Raw genomic sequence first — 23,822 nt, forward strand, 5'->3', positions numbered from 1 at the left:
CTTATCTCCTAAATATCATTTCTTTGATTGATAATTTCTAATAGCTTATCTTTTTCATTCTTTTTCGCTTTTAAAAGCCTAGCAGCAGCAACAATTGGTAACCATGCTTTAACATAGGTCTTCGATGTCTTTGTTTTTTGACAATAAAGATCAAGATATTTCTCTGCATGCTCTTGATTATCATTGATTAAAAAATCTAAGTAGGTTGCGGATGCATCTCCAGATGCATTTCCAATAGTTGCATGTGCCCAGTCAATGATATAATATCTTCCATCTTGATCTATAATAATATTTGATGGATTAAAATCACCGTGACAAAGTTTTTTATGTACTCTCATCATATCTAGTTTTCTTTGTAACTCATATCTAGTTGTTGCAAGTAAATCTGTTTTTTCTATCTTTTCAATCAGTCTATCTTTTTGCTTTCGCAAATGCATAATGTTTTGTTGATGTACTTCTAACTGTAGGTTTACAAAGATTTCAAGATAATGATCAAAACGATCACTGTTTTTTTGCATGATATGTTCAAGTGTTTGTCCTTGAACATATGCATAAACCATGACCCATTGTCCGTTCTGCTCAGTAACAGATAAAAGTTTTGGTACACAAAGCTCTGTCTCTTCTACTCGAGCATGATTTAATGCTTCATTTAACACTTGAGCTTTCGTGTAGTTTTTATGAAAAGTTTTAATCACTAATGCTCCATCTTTAAATATCGTTTTATCATTTCTAATACCGATAATTTTTTCCATATTTATCAAGTCACTTCCGATCGTGTGTAAGTTTTGCTAATACTGATAAAGAACATGCCATGTTCTCATTTTTAACAATAATATGTTTGGGAACATCTAAAATCACAGGTGCAAAGTTCCATATGGCTTTGATGTTGCTTTCGACCATGAGGTCACAAATACTTTGTGCCATGTCTTTTGGAACTGTTATGATGCCAATATCAATCTTTTTAAGTTTGCATATCGCTTTGAAGCGGTGAATATGCTCGTATGAGTTGTTTAAATCAAAGGCAGCAACAATCTTTATATGATAAGGATCAAAACCATTGTAGTGATAAAGGGCTTTGCCTAATCTTCCCATACCAACAATAGCTGCTCTTGTCTCATGATCATATCCCATATAGCTTTTAAGGTCATTGAGTAACTGACTAACTTCATATCCTATTTTCGGTTTTCCACCTGTACTGATTTTTGCTAAGTCTTTTCTTACCATGACTTCACCATAATTTAACTCACTTGCAATGATCGTTGCTGATATATAGCTGTTATGATAGTTTTCCAAAAATGCAATATATCCTGGAACTCTACTTAAGATAGCTTCTGATACGCCATTTTGCAACATAAAAATCACCTCACACTACTATGTTAACAAACCCATGTTTTCAAGTGAAATGCTTATTTGATATATCGATATATCTTTATCGATATATCTATATAAAAAAACTAACCACGGTTGGTTAGTTAGTAAATGTAACACCTTTTTTGAACAACTAATTCATCTAAAAACAATTGATCTACTTCACTAAATTGATAGTTCTTTTTGTATATTAACACGTCTTTATAGATCTTATCGCAGTCAGCAACTGTTCTTTCAATTAAATCATGTTTATCCAGTAACTCTTTTGGAACCCTTGAAACCCACATAAATGTTGAATGTATGGTTTCTAGTAGTGTGAACTGAGATGCTCTTTCAAAAACATATATTCTTTGATTGACCGTCTCGGGTAATTCCATCTTCTTCACTTCAGTCATCGGCATGTCAGGCACATATGGATCTGCATGTGCGATTTCTACATAATCATTTAAGTCTTTGTTATAAATTATATCTTTATGTGCAAGTGCATGATTTTTAGACATCACAATAACTGGTTTAAACTCACAAATAACCTCTGACTCAAGTGCTTTATCTTTTAGCATGAGTTTGAAATATGATTCATACTTACTCTGATATCTAATAATGCCTAAATTGTAATGTGAACTTAAAATGTTTTTAATTGCTCTTAATGCATTGGTTTCTTTATAGTATAGCTCACATTTGCATGAGACTTGTAGTTTTCTTGCAAACTCAGTAAATGATTTTGCGATATAACTTGATCTAGGAACAGAAATTGAAAATTTCACATACTCTTCGTCTTTAGCATTTAGCATATGTTCAATTTCATCGACTTCATTTAATATGCGATATGCATATTGAATGAACTCTTCTCCTTTTGATGTTAATCTCATCCCTTTAGAGCTTCTTGTAAATATTTCAATATTTAAAGAAGCTTCAAGTTCCTTGATCGCTCGACTTAAGTTTGGCTGAGACATAAAAAGGTTTTCTGCAGCCTGAGATATGGATTGTGTTTTTGCGATTTCGCAAACGTATCGTAAATGCATGATATTCATGTTTTTTTCACCTAAATGTATTATATCATGTAGATTTTAATTAAGAAAAAGTAAACGATTTCAGTTGTTTAAAAAATGTTTTTATGTATGATGAGTCTTCTTATTTAGTCATGTAATAACATTGATTTTGTTTTTTAAAGTGTTCTTTCTCATATAAAGCAATCGCATCATTATTTGATAGTTCGACATAAAGTCTTTGCGGTTTGTCTTTAAATGTTTGATGCATATGATCTAACAATTGTTTTGCATATCCCTTATGTCTGTTTTCAGGTGCAATATAGAGTTCATCTAAATAATAGATACTATCAACGTAACCAATTTTAGGTATTTTAACAATGCTTATCCATCCATAGACCGCTTCATCATGGATGACGTATAGATAAAGATGATCGTCTTCTATTGAGTTGATACTTAATGGTTGAGATGTACGCTTTTGATAGATTTCTTCAAACAAATGAATGTTATCTTTATGGATTCTTGTAATCATAAATTTCCTTCTTTCTAAAGACTTTAATCATCTTAAAATGGCAACCCATCTTTATTTAAGATAATGACTTCTTGTTCAAGATATTGATGGCTAAATGCTGGTGTTTCTAGATAAGTCATCAGTATTTGTGATACAGGCATATTTAACTTCAGCAAATAAGCACTTTTATGCTTTGGATGTATCGTTTCATCAAAAAATGCTTTAGTAGATTCTAAATGCGCTGTAGTAGAGATCAAAGGTCGTTCAAATGATTTAAATGTCTGTTCAGATGTCATACCTCTATAAACTGTTAATTCTTTTTGATGTGCTTTTTCAAACATGGCTTGAACAAAAGCCAATCTATGCATCAAATATCTTTTTCTTGTTTCTTTTTCGTATGGTTTCGTAAAAGTTGATTTTTTTCTGACTTCAAATCCTTGATAATTGACAAGTCCTAATTCAGCTAAACAAATGATCATACCTTTGATGAGTTCTCCTGAATGCGGATTAAGACAAAAATTACTTGTTGTTTCATCTTCTAGATATAAAAGATGCTCATTATCTAAATATCTTTTTAAATCTTCTGACAATAATGGACTTCCTTTTTTCATAGACCAATCAAGCTTGTCATAAGATTTGAAATACTTACTTTCTTTATTCATCCAAGCAATGATATCTTCTTTGATTTTGGTAATGTTTTTGAATGTTTGTTTTTGGGTGTCGATATCGATTTTGATATTGAGTTCAATTTTCTTTTGTTTAATGATATCTTCATATAGCCTGATGACATCTTTATCACTATATTTTTCATCATCTAAAAACTGAAATTGACTGATATCTTCAAAAGGTAACTCCCAACATTTGCCCTTATCTTCAAAATCTAAGATACGCCAAGTAAACATTCCAGATTCCATATCTATATCTTCAATTATCCCAGGTGTTCTTCTTCCATCAAGAAGGACACAAGGATTATCTTTAACAAGATACTTAAGTGTTCCTTTTGTATAAAGTGCATCGTCTATTTTATTTTTGTTTTGTTGATGTATGGACATAGTGATGTTCCTTTCTTCAAAATTTTAATACTTTATCTATTATATATTGTTTATGTGATGAGATATATGATACCTAATATCATTAAAACAAGAATGATAGTAAAATGAGTGATCGTTATGAAAGTAAGCCATGTCGTTCTCTTTTTCTTCCTTTGATAAACATGAAAACATACATATTTTTTGTATAGTTCATTTTCATCTATCCTATGTATAAGTGCATTTCATTGATTTGTATACGTAATTATTATGTCATAAATCGTTGGTGTTTAATTATATTTATTATTAATTATAAAAAGCTTTAATCATTGTCAATTATTTTCATTAAGAGCTTAAGTTTTCATGAGTAAAGCTTTTTAAGTACTATGGCTAGAATTTTATAAACGTTTGTCCATTTAAATCTGAATAACTTCCATGAACTGCAAATTTTAAACTGTTTGTTATAGTGTCAGTATCAAAAGTGATTATCACCGGAAAAGATGAAAGTATAAACTGATGTTTATTTTCTTTAATTGGTATGAGTGTGATATCTTTCCATTTAAGATCTGTTACTAATTCATTGTTTATTAGTTTTATCGTACATGTTTTTGATTGATCTTCATTATGATAGGTTCCGCAGTAATCATTCAAATGTGATAAAGCCTTCTCTATAGATGCTTCAAGGTAAGTGATATCTAAACATGCACATATCTCTTTTTTAATATCTGGCCAAGTATAGTCGTTTTTATCAATTCTTATCTTAGTAAACATAAACTCGTTAAATAAAATATCAGTTAAATCTTGATATGATTTCCATAACTGAATCACTCGATCTTCATCTTTCATGGTTAAAGACTTAACAAATGGTGTTTGAATATCAGATGAGATAAACCAGTTTTTCCAACGTTCACCTCTTCTTTCCCAAATTGTATTAATCGCCATATGAACATCTGGCTCGTGAAAATATATAAAATAAGGATTTAAAGGCTTTATAATGTCTTGAATTTTGTTTGTGAATTCTTTAATCATCGATATAGGCACAAGATTTTGAAATAAGATTCTAACTGTGTCTTGGTAGAAATGACTTTCAATGATATGGACTTGATCTGAGTCTATGGCTTTTTTGGTAAAAGATGCCCATAATGAGATGATTGAAGTCATGAAATGCTTCATCTCATGCTCATTTTCAAACACTTCTACATCTTTTTCGTAAGCGAGTGGATGGTTTGAAGATTCTTCGTGATACCAAATAGATGCAATCTGATTTTCAGATAACACTTGATTTAAGTATTGTGAGGTGCTTGATTTACCAGAACCTGTGATACCATCGATTAATATAAGTTTTGTTTGCTGCATATGTTGTAACCTCTTTTTGTAGATGTTTTAATGATTTGATAACATATATCTAGATATGTAATGTATCGTTCATAGAACATATCTATATTATCAAAAAAGTCTATAATTTCCTATAGACTTTTTAATATTTATCAGTATATGCTAATATTTACTCCCATTCAATCGTTCCTGGAGGTTTTGATGTAATATCATAAACCACACGATTAATACCTCTAACTTGATTGATAATACTTGTAGAGACTTCATCTAAAAAATCATAAGAAAGCCTTGAGATATCAGCGGTCATAAAGTCAGTACTATTGACTGATCTGATCGCAAGCACATGTTCATAGGTTCTCATATCACCCATCACACCTACAGTTTTTACAGGTAGTAAAACCGCAAATGCTTGTGAGACTTGATTATAAAGACCATGTGATCTTAATGCTTTAATAAAGATGTCATCAGCTTCTTGTAAGATATGAACCTTTTCTTCTGTAATTTCACCAATGATTCTTATGCCTAATCCAGGACCTGGAAAAGGATGACGATTCACAAGTTCTTCTCCGAGACCTAAAGATTTACCTACGGCTCTCACTTCATCTTTAAAAAGTTCTTTTAATGGCTCTAAGATTTTAAATGTTGATTGTTTAGGAAGTCCACCAACATTATGATGAGATTTAATCGTATGAGAGGGTCCTTTGATCGATATCGATTCAATGACATCTGGGTAAATCGTACCTTGAGCTAAATAACTAACGTTCTTAAGTTTTGCTTTTTCTTTTTCAAAGACTTCGAAAAAGACACGTCCAATGATTTTTCTTTTACTTTCAGGATCTGTGATCCCCTTAAGTGCTTGATAAAAGTCTTGTTTTGCATCAACTTTAATGATATGCATGTCACTAAAGACTTCATAGTTTTGAATGACTTCAATGGCTTCATGCTTTCTTAGAAGTCCGGTATCTACAAAGATACACGTTAAGTTTTTTCCAATCGCTTTTGATAATAATGCAGCAGCAACCGTAGAATCGACACCACCTGAAAGACCTAAGATGACTTCTTCATCTTTGACTTCTTCTTTAATCTCTTTGAGCTTTGAAGTGATGAAATCTTTAATACTCCAATTAGGTTTCGCTTTTGCAATTTCAAAAACAAAGTTACTTAAGAGTGTCTTACCTTCTGTTGTATGTGTGACTTCTGGATGAAACTGAACACCATAGATATTATGATCTTTATGTTTCACCATAGCCATTGCATGTTTGGATGATGCAAGCATTTCAAAGGTTTCTGGAAGTTTTAAAACTTTATCACCATGAGACATCCAAACCGTCGATGTATCATGCATGTTTAGTGTCAATAAACTTTCATGTTCAATAGTAATTTGATTTTTACCATATTCTCTAATATCTCCTGGAGCGACTTTCCCACCAAAGGTTTGAATGAGAAGTTGCATCCCATAACAAATTCCTAAGATAGGTACATTTAAAGCTAAGACTGATGGATGTAGTTTAGGTGCAAGTTCATCATAAACCGAGTTAGGTCCTCCAGATAAGATGACTGCTTTAATGCTTTGATCAGGTATAATCTCATCCAGATGAGAAATCACTTCTGCATAAACATGTATTTCTCTAATCCGTCTAGCAATTAATGCATTATATTGTGATCCAAAATCAATGATAACTATTTTGTCCATGTGTGATTCCCCTGATAGTTCGGTGCAGCTCTCGTAATTGAAATATCATGTGGATGACTTTCTTTTAAGCCTGCAGATGAGATTTCTATAAACTCTGACTTTGTTTTTAGTTCTGAAATGGTTTTAGCACCAATATAACCCATGCCTGAGCGTAGCCCACCACAAAGTTGATATAAAACATCAGCAACTTCTCCTCGATAAGGGACTCTACCTTCAATGCCTTCTGGAACAAGTTTCTTTAAATCTTTTCCTTTTTGAAAATAGCGATCACTTGATCCTCTATGCATCGCTGCAAGTGATCCCATACCAACATATGTTTTATATGAACGTCCCTCATAGATGATTTCTTCTCCTGGACTTTCTTTAGTCCCTGCAAGAAGTGATCCTAACATAACAGTATCTGCTCCAGCAGTTAAAGCTTTTGTGATATCACCACTATATTTGACACCACCATCCGCAATAATCTTAATATCTGTATCTTTTAATGCTTCATAAACTTCCATGATGGCAGTGATTTGTGGTGCACCAATACCAGCAACCACTCTTGTTGTGCATATAGATCCAGGACCTACACCCACTTTCACTGCATCAACACCTGCTTCTTTAAGAGCAAGTGCAGCTGCTTTAGTGACAATGTTACCTGCAATGAGTTTAAGATTTGGATATGTTGATTTAATCAGTTTCACCATATCAATCACACCTTTAGAATGTCCATGAGCACTATCCACTGTGATGACATCAACACCTGCTTTGATAAGTGCATCTACTCTTTCTAAAGTATCAGATGAAACTCCTACTGCAGCACCACATAAAAGACGGCCATGAGCATCTTTTGCAGCATGTGGGTAATCTAGGATATTATCGATATCCTTAGATGTGATAAGTCCTTTGAGATGATAGGTGTCATCAACAATCAGTAGTTTTTCTAAGCGGTGTTCCATTAAGATTTGTTTAGCTTCATCTAGTGATGTGTTTGTCGGTGCTGTGATAAGATTTGATTTAGTCATAACTTCACTGATTGGTGTATCATCAAGTTCTCGATATCTTAAATCTCTGTTGGTCACAATCCCTTTTAGGATCCCTTCATCGTTAATGATTGGAATACCAGAGATTTTGTAAGTTGACATGATCATTTCCGCATCATGAAGCGTGTTTGTCTCTTTTAGAGTGATTGGATGTTTGATCATACCTGATTCATTTCTTTTAACGTAATCAATTTCTTTTGCTTGATTTTCAATACTCATATTTTTATGAATAAATCCAATCCCACCTTGTCTTGCAATTGCAATCGCGAGTTTACTTTCTGTAACTGTATCCATAGCAGCAGATAATATAGGGATATTAAGTGATATCCCACCCACGAGTGATGTTTTTAAAGATACTTCACTTGGAACAACTTCTGATGCTCCTGGAAGGATTAAAACATCATCAAATGTTAAACCTTTTTTCATATGTTTCCTCCTATTTATAATAAAAAAATGGTTTTATTTGCGCATATGCAAAAAAACCATTTTGGTCTTTTTGCGTAGTCTCAAATTTGAGGTTTGAGGTAGAAACGGCTTGCCATATTCAAGCTTTATACGCATATATTAAGAGTATTATAACAAATGATTTCGAGATAAGCAATTGTAAAACGAAAAACTTACACAAGTGTAATGTGTAAGTCATATCTTTTCCGTAAAACATTGTACTAGTATTGATATGCAAAAATAGACGTTTTTTTCTATGAACTAGTTAGACACTTATTATCTTTACAAAGGCCAAATCATGCAATTGCATGATTGTAATGTATACAATGTTATTAATCTTGCCTTATCCCTTTACTAAAGACTGTCGGTCATTGTGAAAACCTACACTTTAAACATCGTTAATTAGAAAATTTTTTATTGTCATTGATATATACTCAATATCTTCATCGGTTAAATATGGATGCATTGGTAAAGATAAAACCGTTTCACATAACCTATTAGTGACAGTGTAATCCTCATCCCCAATACCTAAATCTAAAAATGCTGTTTGCTTATGCATAGGTTTTGTATAATATATCATACTTGGTATTCCATTTTCTGACAAGTATTGTTTCAATGCATCTCTTTGGTTTTTACTTTTTAGTTTCACTGTATACTGTGCAAAACTTGATATATATCCATTTGGAATGTATGGAACATCAAGGAAGTCAGATAGTAACTTATTATATTTCAAATAAACATTGTTAATAGATGTTAGCTCATTATTTATGAACTCATCAAACTTCACATTAAGAATTGCAGCTTGTAAAGTGTCTAATCTTGAATTTACACCTATTCTGATGTTATCATATTTGTCCTCACCTTTACCATGAATTCTAAGAGATATAAGTAATGCAGCTAAGTCCTCATCATTTGTAAAAATTGCTCCACCATCACCGTAACAGCCAAGTGGTTTTGCTGGAAAAAACGAAGTGGTTGCGGCATCGCCAAAACTACATGCTCTTTTTCCATCTTGTTCAGCTCCAAATCCTTGTGCACCATCTTCTAAAATTAACAGATTATATTTTTTTGCGATTTTTTCTATATTTTTATAGTCTGCTAATAATCCAAACAAATCAACTGGAATTATAACTTTTGGCTTTAAATTAGAATTTTTTATAGTTTCATTGATTTTCACTTCTAGTTTTTTAGGATCAATATTAAATGTTTTTTCATCTACATCGACAAATATTGGTGTTGCTCCAACAAAAGAAACCACTTCTGCTGTTGCGAAAAATGTAAAGTCAGGAACAAATACTGCATCACCTTTTCCGATTCCCCATGCTCTTAAGACGAGAGACAAGGCATCAGTCCCATTAGCACAAGAGATGCAATGTTTAACACCAACATATTCAGCTAATCTTCTCTCAAGTTCATTAACTTGTTTTCCACTAATGAAGTTCGTTGAATTTATAACATCTTGTATAGCATCTTGAACTCTATCTCTAATCACATAATATTGTTTACTCAAATCTCTAAATTCCATACATGTTCACCTATCTTATTGTTTTTAAGAAAGCAATAAACTTACTATGATCAATAGCAAAGTTTCCAGTTACAGTTGAGTTATCAGGGACATTACGTGTTACTACAGAACCTAAAGATACAGTAACATTATCACCTATTACTAAACCGTTGCTTATCGTCGCGTTGATACCTAACCAACAATCCTTACCTACAACTGTTCTTCCACCAAATTTTACACCTGCAGTAATAAATGTTCTTTCACCAATTATGCAATCATGAGCTATATGAACAAAATTATCAATTTTGACATCATTTTTCAGAATTGTTTTTCCACCAAGTACACCTCTATCTATACAACAATTATGCTGAACTTCTACATTATCATTTATATACAATAATCCACCAGTTTTTACAGGAATTACTGTGTTGTTATCACTTAAAAACTGAAAACCTGATGAACCTAGCACAGTATTAGATCTAATAGTTACATTATCTCCAATAATGACTCCGCCATGTATAATAACACCATCCTCAATTTTGCTATTTTTTCCAATTTGAATACTGTTATTATCTAATGTTGCATTTGGAGAAATAGAAGCACTTTGATCTATCATATTATCAAATTTTTCCCAATAAAATTCTTTTTCAACTAAATGATTATGGAGTGCATAAAAACTTGCTTTTGGATTCTCGGTAACGATTACTCCTATTTCACTTTGAATAAACCTTTCTACTAAATCTTCTGTTGTAATTACAGCAGAAATACTTTGATTATCTAATATTGAATTAATAAACTTCACATCACTTAAAAATGATAACACTCCAAATTTTGTAAATTCACTTGTAGCCATGCCTAATTGATTAAAATCAGCATCCTTGACTAACTTTGTATCGTTTATTAACTTCACTACTTCTGATAGTTTCATTTTAAAATCTCCTTTTTCATACTTAAGGTTGAAAAATTGTAAATTGGAAGTTTTACAGGTTTTCTCTCTTGTGCAGATTTATATATAGCTAAAACCAATTCTAAAGCATTACGTCCATCTAAAGCCGTTACATATGGTGTAACATTATTTTCTATAGAGGTAATTACATTTGCATATAAAGGTGTATGTCCAAAACCATAAACCGTAGGTGGATTTTCTCTATACTTTTCTTTAACTTCTTCTGAATCATCTAGATTATCTGCAAACATCCATTCTTCAATAATATTTACAGATTTACCACCAGCTTTGACGGTTCCTTTTTCTCCAAAAATGTATAGCGTTTCTTCTAAATTTCTTGGATAAACATTTGTAGTTCCTTCAATGATGCCATATGATCCATTTCTGAATTTTACAATTGCTATCCCTAAATCTTCGGCTTCAATATAATCATGTTTAAGATTATCCGTGTATGCAAACACTTCGTCGATTTCATTTCCCATCATCCATCTCAATAAATCTATGTTGTGTATACACTGATTCATTAATGCACCACCATCTTGTTCCCATGTACCTCTCCAAGGTGCTTGGGTATAATAATCTTTTCCTCTATTCCATCTAATATGTGCAGTTCCATAGAATAATTTCCCAAATCTGTTTTGTTCAATCGATTCTCTTATCTTTTGTACTGATTTGTTAAATCTATTTTGATGACAAGCACTTACAACAACACTGTATTTTTTTGATAGTTCAATGATTTCATCAGCATCATTTAGAGAAAGTGCTATTGGTTTTTCAATTATCAAGTGAATACCTTTTTTAATACAATACTTTGCAATTTCTGCATGATTTCCACTTTCGGTCGCAATTGCAATTAAATCTGGTTTTTCATGATCAATCATTAACTTGTAATCAGTGTAACTTTTTGCAGTTGATTGCAATTCATAATCATTAATATGTTTGATTGCTTTGTCAATAACAATATCACATAATCCAACGATATTTAATTTATTATTTATTGCAGCTGTTAGATGATTGGGTGAAATTCTCCCACATCCAATCAATGCGTATTTCATTCTAATCATCCTTCCTAGAGCAACTCAATGTTTTCTCTATTTTTCACTTTTTTTAATGCATTCTTTGTGTCAAAAATTATTTGTGAATTTTCTTGAACATAATTATAATCCACATTAGTGTGGGCAGTTGTAACTATAACAAGATCGGCATGCTTCAATGCGTCCGAACTTAATTCTTGCAGACCATTTTTCACTTTACCGTGTTCTTTATATTCAAAAATATATGGATCGTAATACATAACATTTGCTCCAAGTTTCTCAAGTTCATTGATAACCTCGATTGCAGGACTTTCTCTATAATCTTCAATATCTTGTTTATATGCAACACCTAATACTAAAATATTTGAACCATTAACTGATTTTTTAAATCTATTTAGAATTTTAGAACTACGTTCAGCACAATATTCTGACATTCTATCATTTATCATCATTGATGATTCAATCATAGATGTATGAAAACCGTATTCTCTAGCTTTCCATGAAAGGTAATAAGGGTCAAGAGGAATACAGTGTCCACCTAAACCTGGCCCTGGATAAAAAGCTTGAAATCCGTAAGGTTTTGATTTTGCAGCATCAATAACTTCCCAAATGTTAATGTCCATCTTATTGCATAATATTGCCAACTCATTTACTAAACCAATATTAATGTTTCGATATGTATTCTCAAGAATTTTTTCCATTTCTGCTATTGCTGGTGATGATACTCTGTGAACAGGTGCTTCAAGAATATTCTCATACATAGTAGCCGCAATGTCAGTACATTGTTTTGTAACACCACCTACAACTTTTGGTGTATTTTTTGTCTTATATATTAGATTACCCGGATCAACTCTTTCAGGAGAAAATGCAAGGAAAAAATCCACACCACACTTTAAACCTGATTTTTCTAAGATGGGTTTTAATAATTCTTCTGTTGTGCCAGGATATGTTGTAGACTCGAGTATAATTAACATATCTTTGTGCATGTATGGAACAATGCTTTCAGCTGAGGCTCTAACGTAAGTAATATCTGGTTGTTGATACTCATCAAGTGGTGTTGGCACACATATACAAACTGCATCAGCAGAAGCGACTTCAGAAAAATCTGTCGTTGCTCTAAGTTTCCCATTATCAACAATCTTCTTTAAATCTTCATTTATAACATCACCAATATAATTTATTCCCGAGTTAACCTTAAGAATTTTATCCTCTTGAATATCAAACCCAATGGTAGTATACCCTGCTTTTGCCTTTTCTACAGCTAGTGGTAGACCTACATATCCTAGTCCAATAACCCCTAGTATTGCTGTTTTATCCTTTAACTTATCTTTTAACATTGTTATCTCCCTTCGAAATCTTTTATCATAATCTCTACTATCAATTTAGATGCAGTACCATTACCATATATGTTTTTATTCTCTATTTTCATGGGCTCACTCAATGAGTCGTTAATGAAATTATTACAATCTCTTAGTTTATTGTAACCAAGTTCAACTAATTCAATCCATCCAGTATCTGGCATTATTACTATTGCTTCCTTATTGCTATAATATGCTTCTTTTTGCAATCCACCGCTATCAGTAATGACTTTATATGAGTTTGCTACTAATCCCATTAGGTGAAAGTAATCGACTGGATTAATAATTACTAAATTATCGGTAAACTTACTAAGATTGAATTTTTTTAATCTATCCGCTGTTCTAGGATGAATTGGTATAACAACAGGGAATTGATTTGAAATAGTATTCAAAGATTTTATTAAGGGTTCTAGTACCTCAATTTTATCAACATTAAAATCCCTATGTATGGTGCATAAAATATATTTATTTTTTTCTAATCCTAATTCTGAGAAATAGTCATAATTAAATTGATCCTTCATTAGTAAAAATAAATCATACATAATGTCACCGACATTAAATACTGATTGTGTTATGCCCTCATTTTTTAAAACATCAATACCAAGTTGTGACGAAACAAATAAGATATCAGAAGAATGATCAGTAAGAACCCTATTAATTTCCTCTGGCATACTTTTTGGGTTTTGTCGCAAACCCGCTTCTATATGTACAATGCGAATATTTAGCTTTCTAGCAACTAATGCACCTGCTAAAGTCGAATTTGTATCACCATACAGAACTACATAATCCGGTTGTTCTAACATTAAAATCTCTTCTATTTTTATCATCATTAAACCAGTCATTTTACCATGAGTAGAGTTATTTATCTCCAAATTGTAGTCAGGCTGTTCAAGTTTTAGTATTTCAAAAAAACTACCAGACATATTGTAATCATAATGCTGGCCCGTATGAATTAATTTTTTCTTAATAAATGGATGTTTTTTTAATTCTTTTTGCATCATTGCTTCTTTAATGAATTGTGGTCTCGCTCCCACTATTGATATGATTTTCATATATTATCCTTTCTTTTATACGAATTTTATTCTACTAACTATAAGCTATCAAAAAAGTGTTTCTAATCCAGTAATATGATAAATGATTACACAATTTTATAGTTATTTATGTCACGCCATGTCGAGATCAACTTACTTTTAAACAATAGTAAATATATTACTCCCCAAACTAATGCTAATGAAATCGATTCAAATGTTTCACCTAAGTAGTTTTCAATAGTAAACAAGTTTTTGATAGTATAAAATAATGTCCCCAATAATATATTTACTGACAATATTGATAGCATACCCTTCCATGGAAAAACATAAGATAATTTTACAGATATTTTTTTGCAAGTAATCAGTAATTGAAAAAAATTCATAATTAAGATAGAGCACAATGTAGCAAGGGCTGGCCCAACAAAACCAAATATACTTAAAAATAAAAAATTCAAAATTACATTCAATATTAATGAGCCTACAGAACTATACAAGATTAATTTAGTCTTTCCCATGGCAGAAAGGATCATTCCAAAGTAAGTAAATCTCAATAGCAAAACCAAAGTGTAGATCCTAAAAACATTGACACCCAATGAATATTTACTAGAATATAAAATTGAAACTACATCTGGTGCAAAAACAAAAATTCCAATTGATAAATAACAAATAAATATGAAACTTATAGTTATCGAGTCTTTCCATAAAAATATTGCTTCATGTGTTCGTTGACTGCTTATCTTTTTAACTATTATTGGCATCACAATAGCAGTAAATGCAGTGGCAATGAATGTTACCGGTAATTCCCTTGATGCGTTAGTATATATTGCTAATTGCTCAGTTGAGAAATATCTACCAATAATCAATTTATCTAGTTGAATGCTAATTGTGCCTACAATGGTTGCTAATCCAATAGGTAAAGAATAATACAAAATATTTTTTACATTCACAAAACTTATTTTTGTATAAAGTCTTGCTTTCAATCTAAATATTATTACGTACACAAAAATTGAAAAAATGGAATGAATTATCAAGAATAGTAAAATATAGTGTTCAAATTTGGGACTAAAAAGATAAACAAGCACTATACTTAATAATAGAAAAATTCCATGGGTAGTTTGATATATCAATAATAATTTAGTTTTTTTATAAACAATTAATACGTTTTCTATACTCGTTCGTGATATTTGAGTCCACGGAAAAATAGCAAGGAAATAGATGAAATTTTCTAATAGAGTGTTTTTAAAATATAAGACTATAATTGGGGAAACTAAGATTAGTACCACTCCAATTATAATACTAATAACTGTTGATAATGTAAAATAAATCGACAAAAATTTTCTCTTTTGTTCTTCATCTTTGGCAAGTGCTAAAAAATAGTTAATACTATAAGGAAGCCCAAGCATAAATATCGTTGTAGCCAAATTAACAACAATTAATAACTGTGAGTATGTCCCATACTCAACCAATGATACAAGTCTCGATAAAAGCATAGCAAAAACTAATGAAACGGTCATGGTAAAGATTTTAGAGATAGTTAATTTGATTGTATCCTGCCCGATCGAATTATTTTCCAAGGTTTACTCCCACTTTTATAATTTGTTAACTAAGTACTTAGTAAATGTTTTACCTGAATTTACTAAATCTAAAAACTTTTTATTAGATTTATCTTTTACAGAAAGCTTTATATCGCAATCAATATGTGGCCAAATAATTTTATCACCTTCAACTAATTCGCTGTTCCAAAGTAGTCCGACTTCATCATCCGGTGCATATATTCTTGTACATTTATATGCGAAAATAGCGTAATCAGATAAAACCAAATACCCGTGCGCAAAACCCTCAGGTATTAGTAATTGTTTTTTATTTTCTGAGGATAACTCAATACCATACCATGAACCGAATGTTTCTGAATTCACTCTTAAATCAACCACCACATCATAAACTTTCCCAGATATAACTCTTACACATTTTCCTTGAGGATTATTCAGTTGAAAATGCAATCCTCTTAAAACACCTTTATTTGATTTAGATTCATTGTCTTGGACATATAAAGCAGGACTCCCATCTATATGTTTAATATACCTATTAAACTCTTCATTGTGTGTTTCCATGAAGTAACCTCTGTGATCACCGAATACAGTGGGAGTTATTAAAAATAGATCTGAAATAATTCTATTATTTTTGTCTTTACATAAATCAAATTGAAATTTAGATTTTTCTTTAAGATTCATTTCATAACCTTCTTTCTGATTGATAACATCTAGATATCCCACAAATTTTTTGCATAGAATTCTAATATTTTTTCAGCCTGCTTACTAGAATCGAAATCTGCTAATATTTTTTTTCTTGCATTCAATCCCATCTCTCTTAAAACATCCTTATTTTTTAACAAATACTCAATTTTGTCAGCATATTTCATGTGATCCATTTCAACCATAAATCCTGATATTTCATTTTCAATAATTAAGTTACCTCCATTACTTTTTTGTATTATTGGCACATTTTGGTAAGCCATAGCTTCTATTAAACTATGATTCACAAACACCATATCAGTTGGTAAGATAAATATAGATGCATCCAAGAAATATTCATAAGTTTTATTTGAAAAATTATGCAACTCAAAATATGATTCAAGTTTTTCTTTTTTTATACTAGTAATAAATTTTGTTTCCTCGATATTTGCATCAAAAGCAGTCATATATCCTTTAGTGAAACCAACAACAACAAATTTAAAATCCATCTCTCTTTTTCTCAGTTCTAAAGCGATATCAATCATCATATATGGATTTCTAAATGCTTTTAGTGAATTCAAATAAAGAATAATATTCGTCGGCAATTTATTATACTCGTTTGGAACAGGGGTATGATTATGAAAAAAATTCACATTTTTCATTGAGCAAATATTATATTTAACTATGTGATCGACCATATAAAGTTCTCTTATTAAGATTATATTTGATCTTCGCAATGTGTATCTATACGCAATTCTCAAAATTTTTCTATGTTGTGTCCAATTTAGAATTTCTCCTCCTCTACACCTAGATACTATAGGTATTTTTTTAAGTTTTGCATAAAATACAAAAAACATTAAATCCCAAGGCATTACATCAAGATACAACTCAATATGTATAGGTTTATATTTTTTTATTAATCTAATGTAATTAATAGCATTCTTAAAAGGATTAAATACAATTTTTTTTGCAACTAATTTATCTTTAATTATATTTTCGTCACTCAAGCCTGTCTTATCAGCTGCAAAAAAAACAGTCTTTACTCCTTTTTTTTCCAACTCTTTCGAAAGATAATAAGCTTTATGAGTTAATTGATCCTGTCCAACATCTAAAATACAGTATTCAATTTCTCTGATTTTTTTATCAACTATCATTTTGTAATCTAAATCTATTGATTTTCTATTGATTATAGGGACTATATACTCAATGCCATTAATGTTTTTTTTATAACTATTATCCATATTAGAAAAACCTCCATGTTATTTTGTTTAACAATCATTAAAATATAGTGAAAGCATTAAAAGATCTTATCAAAATTTATCATTAATTAACGCCTTATTATTTTATGTTTATAAGTATCCGAACCTCAATTATACTTTTCAATTAATCTTATAGTGTTTTTTTGAGTACCCAAGATTATTTTAATCGAAATCTAAACCTGTAAAATATTTTAGAAATCCCCAAAACTATGAATTGAATTGTTATTGAAAACAAATATAAAACAGATAAACCAAAATCAAAAATCAAAATCCTATATAATACAAAATCAAAAATAGTAGTTTCTTTTCTAGTTATATGAACATATGCTATTTTGTATACGAGTCCTATCATGAAACCACCAAATATAATACCCAATACTCCAAAATTTGCAAATAGTATCCCCTGTGTTGTGAATGGAGTTGAAATCTTAATAACTAAACTTTGAAAGCTTTGATTTGGTGTCACAAATATTCCATTCATCAAGTTGGTTAAATATACACCTTCATCAATCGGGGGTTTAGCAGTCCAGATGCTAGATGGTACAAATGAATATGGGAAATTAATATAACTCTTACCTAGCCATAAACCATTATCTGTAAAATAATTATATGTGAAAATGTCTCTCCCTACCATGGATAGTCTTGCAATGATGTCGGTAATACTTTGAGTGATATTAATATTTGAATTAACAAAACTAAAATTACTAAAATTACTTAATCTTACATAAGGTAAAACAACAATAGTGGTGAAGACGAGGAAAAACAATGAAATATATTTGAATTTAAATAAGTTCTTAACCTTAATTTTTTTATTGAAATAATTAATTGAAAAAAGTATTAAAATAGCTATTGTTATTGTTGTGCTTCTTCTAGAATATATTAAATCCAAAAACAAATATATCGAAATCATATTTATAGCTATGAAGATATTTAGTTTTGAACCAGTCTTTGAAACTTTATATATGATGAATATAATTGATATGTATACGAAATATTTCAACATTTCTAAATAACCTGATCCTGAAGAAAGATTTACATATGCTAACGCTGGATTATTAATAACATAACTAATTCCACCACTTTTAACGATTGTATAAATTTTCCCGCTTAATCCAATAAAATATAGGAGTAGTATATAGCCTAAACTAATATTGATGTTTTTCTCTCTCGCAACATAAATTGGTTTTTTTGATGATTTTTTATTTGAAGGAAAGCTTGTGTATCCTAGAAAAACAAAAATAACGAATACAAGTTGAAAAATTATCAATAATAATAATGTCTCATTGTTAATTTCTTGGCCATATTCAAGACTAGAGAAAAATATACCTGGCACATAAAATATAAATTGATAGAATGCGAATACGCTTAAAGGAGAAAATACATCCTTGTTCTTTTTATAGTTTACTATAAATATTAGCATTAAAATAATTCCAAGAATTACACCATATAAGTATCTCATATTAACTCCTAATAAAAGCATATCATTTTAAAATCAATGATTTATACAAATCTATATAAGCTTCTGTCATTGTTTTCAAAGAATTTTTTGACTTTGTAATTTCAATGATTTGATCAGAATCTAGTAAAGAACTTTTTTTGTTTAATACTTCTAATACTGCATCATTTAAAGCTGACTGATCTCCTGCAGGAACTACTAGTCCTAATCCATTTTCTACTTGCTTAGGTATTCCTCCCACATCGAAACCTACAACTGGCGTGCCACATGCAAAAGATTCTAGCACTACTGTTGCATAGTTTTCTGCTAAAGATGGAATTACAAAAACATCCGATATTGAATAATAATCTGCTAACTCATCCTGATTTTTTGTGAAAGGTACAATTCTTATATTTTCTCTTTGCTTAATTAAAGGATCCACCTTATCTTTCCATCCAATCAGTATAATTTTAATATTAGAAAATTCTGACAAATCTTTAGCTAATTGTATAAGATAGCTAACTCCTTTTCTATACTCAGTTATACCATCAGCAATTCCTAAGATAATCTTATCTTTAAACGTGTATCCATATTTTTCTCTAGTAATAGAGTTTTCTCTTTTGTAAAAAACTCCTTCAGTATCAATACCATTATGAATAGTGATGCATTTATATTTACCTAAAAAAGATTTTTCTGCTAAACTGGTCATCCATTCTGAAGGGGAAACAATAGTCATTTTGTTAATTTTAGTGAAAGCTTTCTTCTTATCTATATACATTTTTCTAGTAAAATCTACACCTAATGATTTGGGGTATTCTTTTATTAGCGGGCACTTCTCACATTGAGTTTTCCATTTTTCGCATGTATATGGGTAAGCACATTTCCCTGTAAATGCAAATGTGTCATGAAATGTCCACACAATCGGAATATCTTTTTTAGATAAAAATTTAAATAGCTTAATATAATTAAGATAGTATCCATGAACACCATGCAAATGAATAATATCAGGATTAATTTTATTTATCATTTTTTTTGCTTTATTTGTTGAAAAAAAATTTGTATAGCCATTAAGACCAAAGATTCTTGATATAAAAGCATCTAATTTTACTTCAATCTCACTTGCAATTTTTATTACATAATTATCATTTGAAACATAGTCTCTTCCATACATAACGAATGACTCAATACTTTGTTGTTTTAACTCGTTATGCAGATTATAAACAATTTTTCCAGCTCCACCAATCTTATATTTAATGTTAATTTGTAATATTTTCATTTTTCCAAACCTCATATTTCATTAAGATTTCTTCTAACCTCGAATTGTTTCCCCAAATTGTGCTTGAATCATAATTGCGATCTGGGTATGCTCCGTATTGTAGAGATATATCTAGACCATTTTTTCTTATGAATTCTTCAATTACGGTTCCAATTTTCGTTGGTTTTCCAGAAGAAATGTTTATTATTTCGCTAATATTGTTCTGAATTGAGCATGCTACTACTGCATAACAAAACTTATCATATTCAAGAAAATCATATTTTTTTGAACCGTCAGTAAAAGGGAAAGTCTTTTTACCTTCTAAATTAGCTCTTATAATCTTTGAAAATATGGATTCACCTACAGGAGAATTTCCAATGATATAAAAGCCTCTTAGCCACTTAATCTTTACATCGTGTTCTTTTGATTTTATAAACACCGCTTGCCTAAGTGCATTTTTTGAAATACCATAGAGATTCGAGGGATTACAGCAAGTAAATTCATTTATTTCACCTTCATGAAAACCTATTTCATGCATGGTACCCAAAATATTTATGTTTTTAATACCACTGGACATTAATTTTTCTATAAAACGGAAATGTTTTGATATATCATCAATATGATTAATCGAGTTATGAACAAAACCATTTTGCCATGCAAGATGAATCAAAACATCAGGCTTATTAAAAGTAATATATGGATCATCAATTTCAAATATATTTGATGAAATCTTGTGTGCTCTACAATCAATACCATCTAATACAAAATCAGTAGCAATTACTTCATTGCCTTCATCTATAGCTTTTTTTACAATTCCTCTACCTAAAAATCCATTTGCTCCTGTTATTAAAACTTTCATACAATCATCTCACTTTGACTAACTTCGGTAATATTAATATCGCGATAATCACCATTTAAAATTGGTTTCCACCAATGGGAATTGTTAACATACCATGAAATGGTGTCAATTATACCATCTTCAAATCTTATACTAGGTTCCCATCCGGTATCTATTTTTACTTTTTTAGGATTAACAGCGTATCTTTTATCGTGGCCTTTTCTATCTTCTACATACTTTATTAAACTAATAGGTTTACCTAATTTTTCAAGAATAATATTTACTATTTCAATATTTTTCTTTTCATTATTTCCTCCAATATTATATATTTCCCCTATTTTTCCACTAACAATAATATTATCAAGAGCCTTGCAATGATCATCAACATGTAACCAATCTCTAATATTTAATCCATCTCCATATACTGGTAATTTTTCATCATTTAATGCTTTCAAAATCATTAATGGAATTAACTTTTCAGGAAATTGAAATGGACCATAATTATTTGAACATCTTGATATCGTAATTGGTAAACCAAATGTACGATGATAAGAATATACTAAAAAATCCGCAGAAGCTTTTGAAACTGAATATGGTGAAGATGGTTTTATTTTAGATTTTTCCGTGAATAACATATTTGGTTTATCTAAAGGCAAATCGCCGTACACTTCATCTGTACTTACCTGATGGAATCTCTTCACTCCAACCTTTATGCTAGCATCTAATAATACTTCAGTTCCTAAAATATTTGTTTCCAAAAATAGTGATGGATTATCAATTGATCTATCCACATGGCTTTCTGCAGCAAAATTTATCACAATATCAGGTTTTTCATAATTGAAAATATCAATCACCATAGCTCTATTACAAATATTAACTTTATAAAAACGGAAATTTTCATTCTTCATAGCATTATCCAATGTTTTTATATTTCCTGCATAGGTTAAATCATCCAAACAAATGATTTTTTTCTTCGGATACTTTTCTAGCATGTAATATATAAAATTCGCACCAATGAAACCAGCTCCTCCAGTGATGCATATTTTTTCGTATTTCATATTCGTATCTCCTTTTTTAATATTTTAAATTGCCTTTTGCAACATTACTCAAATGTTCTCCATAAGGAGATTTCCCATAAGTTTTTGAAATTTCTAAAAGTTTATCTTTAGAAATCCACCCATTGCGATATGCAATCTCCTCAGGAGCAGAAATCTTAACTCCCTGTCTTTTTTCAAGCATCTGGACAAACAATGATGCCTCCATAAGACTGTCCATTGTCCCTGTGTCTAACCATGCATATCCTCTCCCTAGTACTTCTGCTCGAAGCATGTTATTTTGTAAATATACTTCATTCACACTTGTTATTTCTAATTCTCCTCGATTAGAAGGTTTTATAGATCTTGCAATTTCTATTACTGAATTATCATAAAAGTATAATCCTGTAATACAGTAATTTGATTTGGGATTTTTTGGTTTTTCCTCGACAGAAAGAACATTAAAATCTGAATCAAATTCCATTATTCCAAACCTTTCAGGATCACTTACATAATATCCGAAAATGGTTGAAAAACCCTCTTCAAGGTTTTTTCTTGCTTTTTCTAACCTTTTTATAAATCCACTGCCATAAAATATGTTATCACCAAGAATAAGAGCACATGACTCTTTACCAATAAATTCTTCTCCAATTAAAAATGCTTGTGCAAGTCCGTCTGGTGAGGGTTGAACTTCATATAATATCTGTATTCCGAGTTGACTTCCATCTCCCAGCAGCTTTTGAAATGAGGTCTTGTCTTCTTTTGTTGTAATAATCAAAATTTCTTTTATTCCAGCTAGCATCAATGTAGAAAGCGGGTAATAGATCATTGGTTTATCATAGACAGGTAGTAATTGCTTTGATGTTACTTTAGTTATTGGGTAAAGCCTGCTACCGCTACCTCCTGCAAGTATAATTCCTTTCATTTTCACTTATTCCTTTCCCATTTTTTTGTAAAAATATTAAATCTCTTCACTACTGTTGCTGGTGAGCCTACAACAATAGTATTTTCTTCTACAATACCCTTTACTACTGAATTTGCTCCAATTATTGCCCCAGAATTGACTATAGATCCGGCAAGAATCACAGAATTCTCTCCAATCCACACATTGTTGCCAATAAAGACATCTTTTTTTTCTAATATTCTCTTTGAAGGAGCTTCATAGGGCGATGATTGTTGAATACCATTGTATAAACCGTGATTCGTATCACTAATAAATACTTTGGAAGCGATTAAAACATTATTTCCAATTTCCACATGATTCAACGCAACAATATGAGTATTATCACCAAACTGACAATCAGAACCAATAAATAATGTTTTCTTTGTCCCATCTAAGTCAAATCTACAATTGTAACCGATTGTAAGCCTTTTCCCTCCATAAATACTTTTTTTTCCTCTTATATAGACGGGTAATCTTACTAGTTTTATGTCTTTGAAGAATAATTTCGTATGTAACAAAGCTATCAAATTTTTGATTATTTCATATAAGGAATATCTATTCATT

General features: G+C 30.6%; 22 protein-coding genes and 1 other annotated feature. All 22 genes read right to left on the bottom strand.

Annotated elements, in window-relative coordinates:
• Nucleotides 1–8 precede the first annotated feature (8 nt).
• Nucleotides 9–758: an aminoglycoside phosphotransferase gene (locus tag BK011_02290; protein ID AUD66120.1), complete on the bottom strand. Its 750-nt coding sequence runs from the start codon at nucleotides 756–758 to the stop codon at nucleotides 9–11.
• 4 nt (nucleotides 759–762) lie between these two features.
• On the bottom strand, nucleotides 763–1,353 hold the full coding sequence (locus BK011_02295; GenBank protein AUD64564.1) for a hypothetical protein: 591 nt from the start codon (nucleotides 1,351–1,353) through the stop codon (nucleotides 763–765).
• 119 nt (nucleotides 1,354–1,472) lie between these two features.
• Complete coding sequence (locus BK011_02300) at nucleotides 1,473–2,399, bottom strand: LysR family transcriptional regulator (protein AUD64565.1); 927 nt, start codon at nucleotides 2,397–2,399, stop codon at nucleotides 1,473–1,475.
• A gap of 100 nt (nucleotides 2,400–2,499) precedes the next feature.
• Nucleotides 2,500–2,886 (bottom strand): hypothetical protein, encoded by a 387-nt coding sequence (locus BK011_02305; GenBank protein ID AUD64566.1) that lies wholly within the window; start codon nucleotides 2,884–2,886, stop codon nucleotides 2,500–2,502.
• A gap of 32 nt (nucleotides 2,887–2,918) precedes the next feature.
• Nucleotides 2,919–3,917, bottom strand: a complete 999-nt coding sequence (locus BK011_02310) for a hypothetical protein (protein AUD64567.1) — start codon at nucleotides 3,915–3,917, stop codon at nucleotides 2,919–2,921.
• A gap of 366 nt (nucleotides 3,918–4,283) precedes the next feature.
• The gene (locus BK011_02315) at nucleotides 4,284–5,249 is read right to left on the bottom strand and encodes a hypothetical protein (GenBank protein AUD64568.1); all 966 of its coding nucleotides are present in this window, start codon (nucleotides 5,247–5,249) and stop codon (nucleotides 4,284–4,286) included.
• A gap of 148 nt (nucleotides 5,250–5,397) precedes the next feature.
• The gene (locus BK011_02320) at nucleotides 5,398–6,921 is read right to left on the bottom strand and encodes a glutamine-hydrolyzing GMP synthase (GenBank protein ID AUD64569.1); all 1,524 of its coding nucleotides are present in this window, start codon (nucleotides 6,919–6,921) and stop codon (nucleotides 5,398–5,400) included.
• Nucleotides 6,909–8,372 (bottom strand): IMP dehydrogenase, encoded by a 1,464-nt coding sequence (locus BK011_02325; protein AUD64570.1) that lies wholly within the window; start codon nucleotides 8,370–8,372, stop codon nucleotides 6,909–6,911. Before BK011_02325 ends, BK011_02320 begins: the two co-directional genes overlap by 13 nt.
• 55 nt (nucleotides 8,373–8,427) lie before the next feature.
• Nucleotides 8,428–8,525 (bottom strand) — a binding site (purine riboswitch).
• Nucleotides 8,526–8,778: 253 nt separating this feature from the next.
• Nucleotides 8,779–9,915: an aminotransferase DegT gene (locus BK011_02330; protein ID AUD64571.1), complete on the bottom strand. Its 1,137-nt coding sequence runs from the start codon at nucleotides 9,913–9,915 to the stop codon at nucleotides 8,779–8,781.
• Between the two features lie 10 nt (nucleotides 9,916–9,925).
• Nucleotides 9,926–10,822, bottom strand: a complete 897-nt coding sequence (locus BK011_02335; GenBank protein ID AUD64572.1) for a hypothetical protein — start codon at nucleotides 10,820–10,822, stop codon at nucleotides 9,926–9,928.
• Nucleotides 10,819–11,895 (bottom strand): oxidoreductase, encoded by a 1,077-nt coding sequence (locus BK011_02340; protein ID AUD64573.1) that lies wholly within the window; start codon nucleotides 11,893–11,895, stop codon nucleotides 10,819–10,821. The genes BK011_02335 and BK011_02340 overlap by 4 nt, the downstream gene beginning before the upstream one ends.
• Nucleotides 11,896–11,909: 14 nt before the next feature.
• Nucleotides 11,910–13,211 (bottom strand): UDP-N-acetyl-D-glucosamine dehydrogenase, encoded by a 1,302-nt coding sequence (locus BK011_02345; GenBank protein AUD64574.1) that lies wholly within the window; start codon nucleotides 13,209–13,211, stop codon nucleotides 11,910–11,912.
• Nucleotides 13,212–13,213: 2 nt separating this feature from the next.
• Nucleotides 13,214–14,284 (bottom strand): UDP-N-acetylglucosamine 2-epimerase, encoded by a 1,071-nt coding sequence (locus BK011_02350; protein AUD64575.1) that lies wholly within the window; start codon nucleotides 14,282–14,284, stop codon nucleotides 13,214–13,216.
• A gap of 86 nt (nucleotides 14,285–14,370) precedes the next feature.
• The gene (locus BK011_02355; protein ID AUD64576.1) at nucleotides 14,371–15,837 is read right to left on the bottom strand and encodes a hypothetical protein; all 1,467 of its coding nucleotides are present in this window, start codon (nucleotides 15,835–15,837) and stop codon (nucleotides 14,371–14,373) included.
• A 15-nt stretch (nucleotides 15,838–15,852) separates the two neighbouring features.
• The gene (locus BK011_02360) at nucleotides 15,853–16,434 is read right to left on the bottom strand and encodes a dTDP-4-dehydrorhamnose 3,5-epimerase (GenBank protein AUD66121.1); all 582 of its coding nucleotides are present in this window, start codon (nucleotides 16,432–16,434) and stop codon (nucleotides 15,853–15,855) included.
• Nucleotides 16,435–16,523: 89 nt separating this feature from the next.
• Nucleotides 16,524–17,735: a hypothetical protein gene (locus BK011_02365; protein ID AUD64577.1), complete on the bottom strand. Its 1,212-nt coding sequence runs from the start codon at nucleotides 17,733–17,735 to the stop codon at nucleotides 16,524–16,526.
• Nucleotides 17,736–17,910: 175 nt separating this feature from the next.
• A complete protein-coding gene (locus tag BK011_02370) occupies nucleotides 17,911–19,212 on the bottom strand; it encodes a hypothetical protein (protein ID AUD64578.1) in 1,302 nt (433 codons plus the stop codon).
• A gap of 22 nt (nucleotides 19,213–19,234) precedes the next feature.
• The gene (locus tag BK011_02375) at nucleotides 19,235–20,464 is read right to left on the bottom strand and encodes a hypothetical protein (GenBank protein ID AUD64579.1); all 1,230 of its coding nucleotides are present in this window, start codon (nucleotides 20,462–20,464) and stop codon (nucleotides 19,235–19,237) included.
• Nucleotides 20,445–21,302 carry a nucleoside-diphosphate sugar epimerase gene (locus tag BK011_02380; protein ID AUD64580.1) on the bottom strand — a complete coding sequence of 286 codons (858 nt, stop codon included), beginning with the start codon at nucleotides 21,300–21,302 and terminating at the stop codon, nucleotides 20,445–20,447. Before BK011_02380 ends, BK011_02375 begins: the two co-directional genes overlap by 20 nt.
• Nucleotides 21,299–22,339: a dTDP-glucose 4,6-dehydratase gene (locus BK011_02385; protein ID AUD64581.1), complete on the bottom strand. Its 1,041-nt coding sequence runs from the start codon at nucleotides 22,337–22,339 to the stop codon at nucleotides 21,299–21,301. Before BK011_02385 ends, BK011_02380 begins: the two co-directional genes overlap by 4 nt.
• A 16-nt stretch (nucleotides 22,340–22,355) precedes the next feature.
• Nucleotides 22,356–23,240, bottom strand: a complete 885-nt coding sequence (locus BK011_02390; protein AUD64582.1) for a glucose-1-phosphate thymidylyltransferase — start codon at nucleotides 23,238–23,240, stop codon at nucleotides 22,356–22,358.
• 2 nt (nucleotides 23,241–23,242) lie between these two features.
• Nucleotides 23,243–23,821 (bottom strand): acetyltransferase, encoded by a 579-nt coding sequence (locus tag BK011_02395; protein AUD64583.1) that lies wholly within the window; start codon nucleotides 23,819–23,821, stop codon nucleotides 23,243–23,245.
• Between the last annotated feature and the right edge of the window lies 1 nt (nucleotide 23,822).

The organism is Tenericutes bacterium MZ-XQ (assembly GCA_002838205.1).
Classification (GTDB): domain Bacteria; phylum Bacillota_I; class Bacilli_A; order Acholeplasmatales; family Acholeplasmataceae; genus Mariniplasma.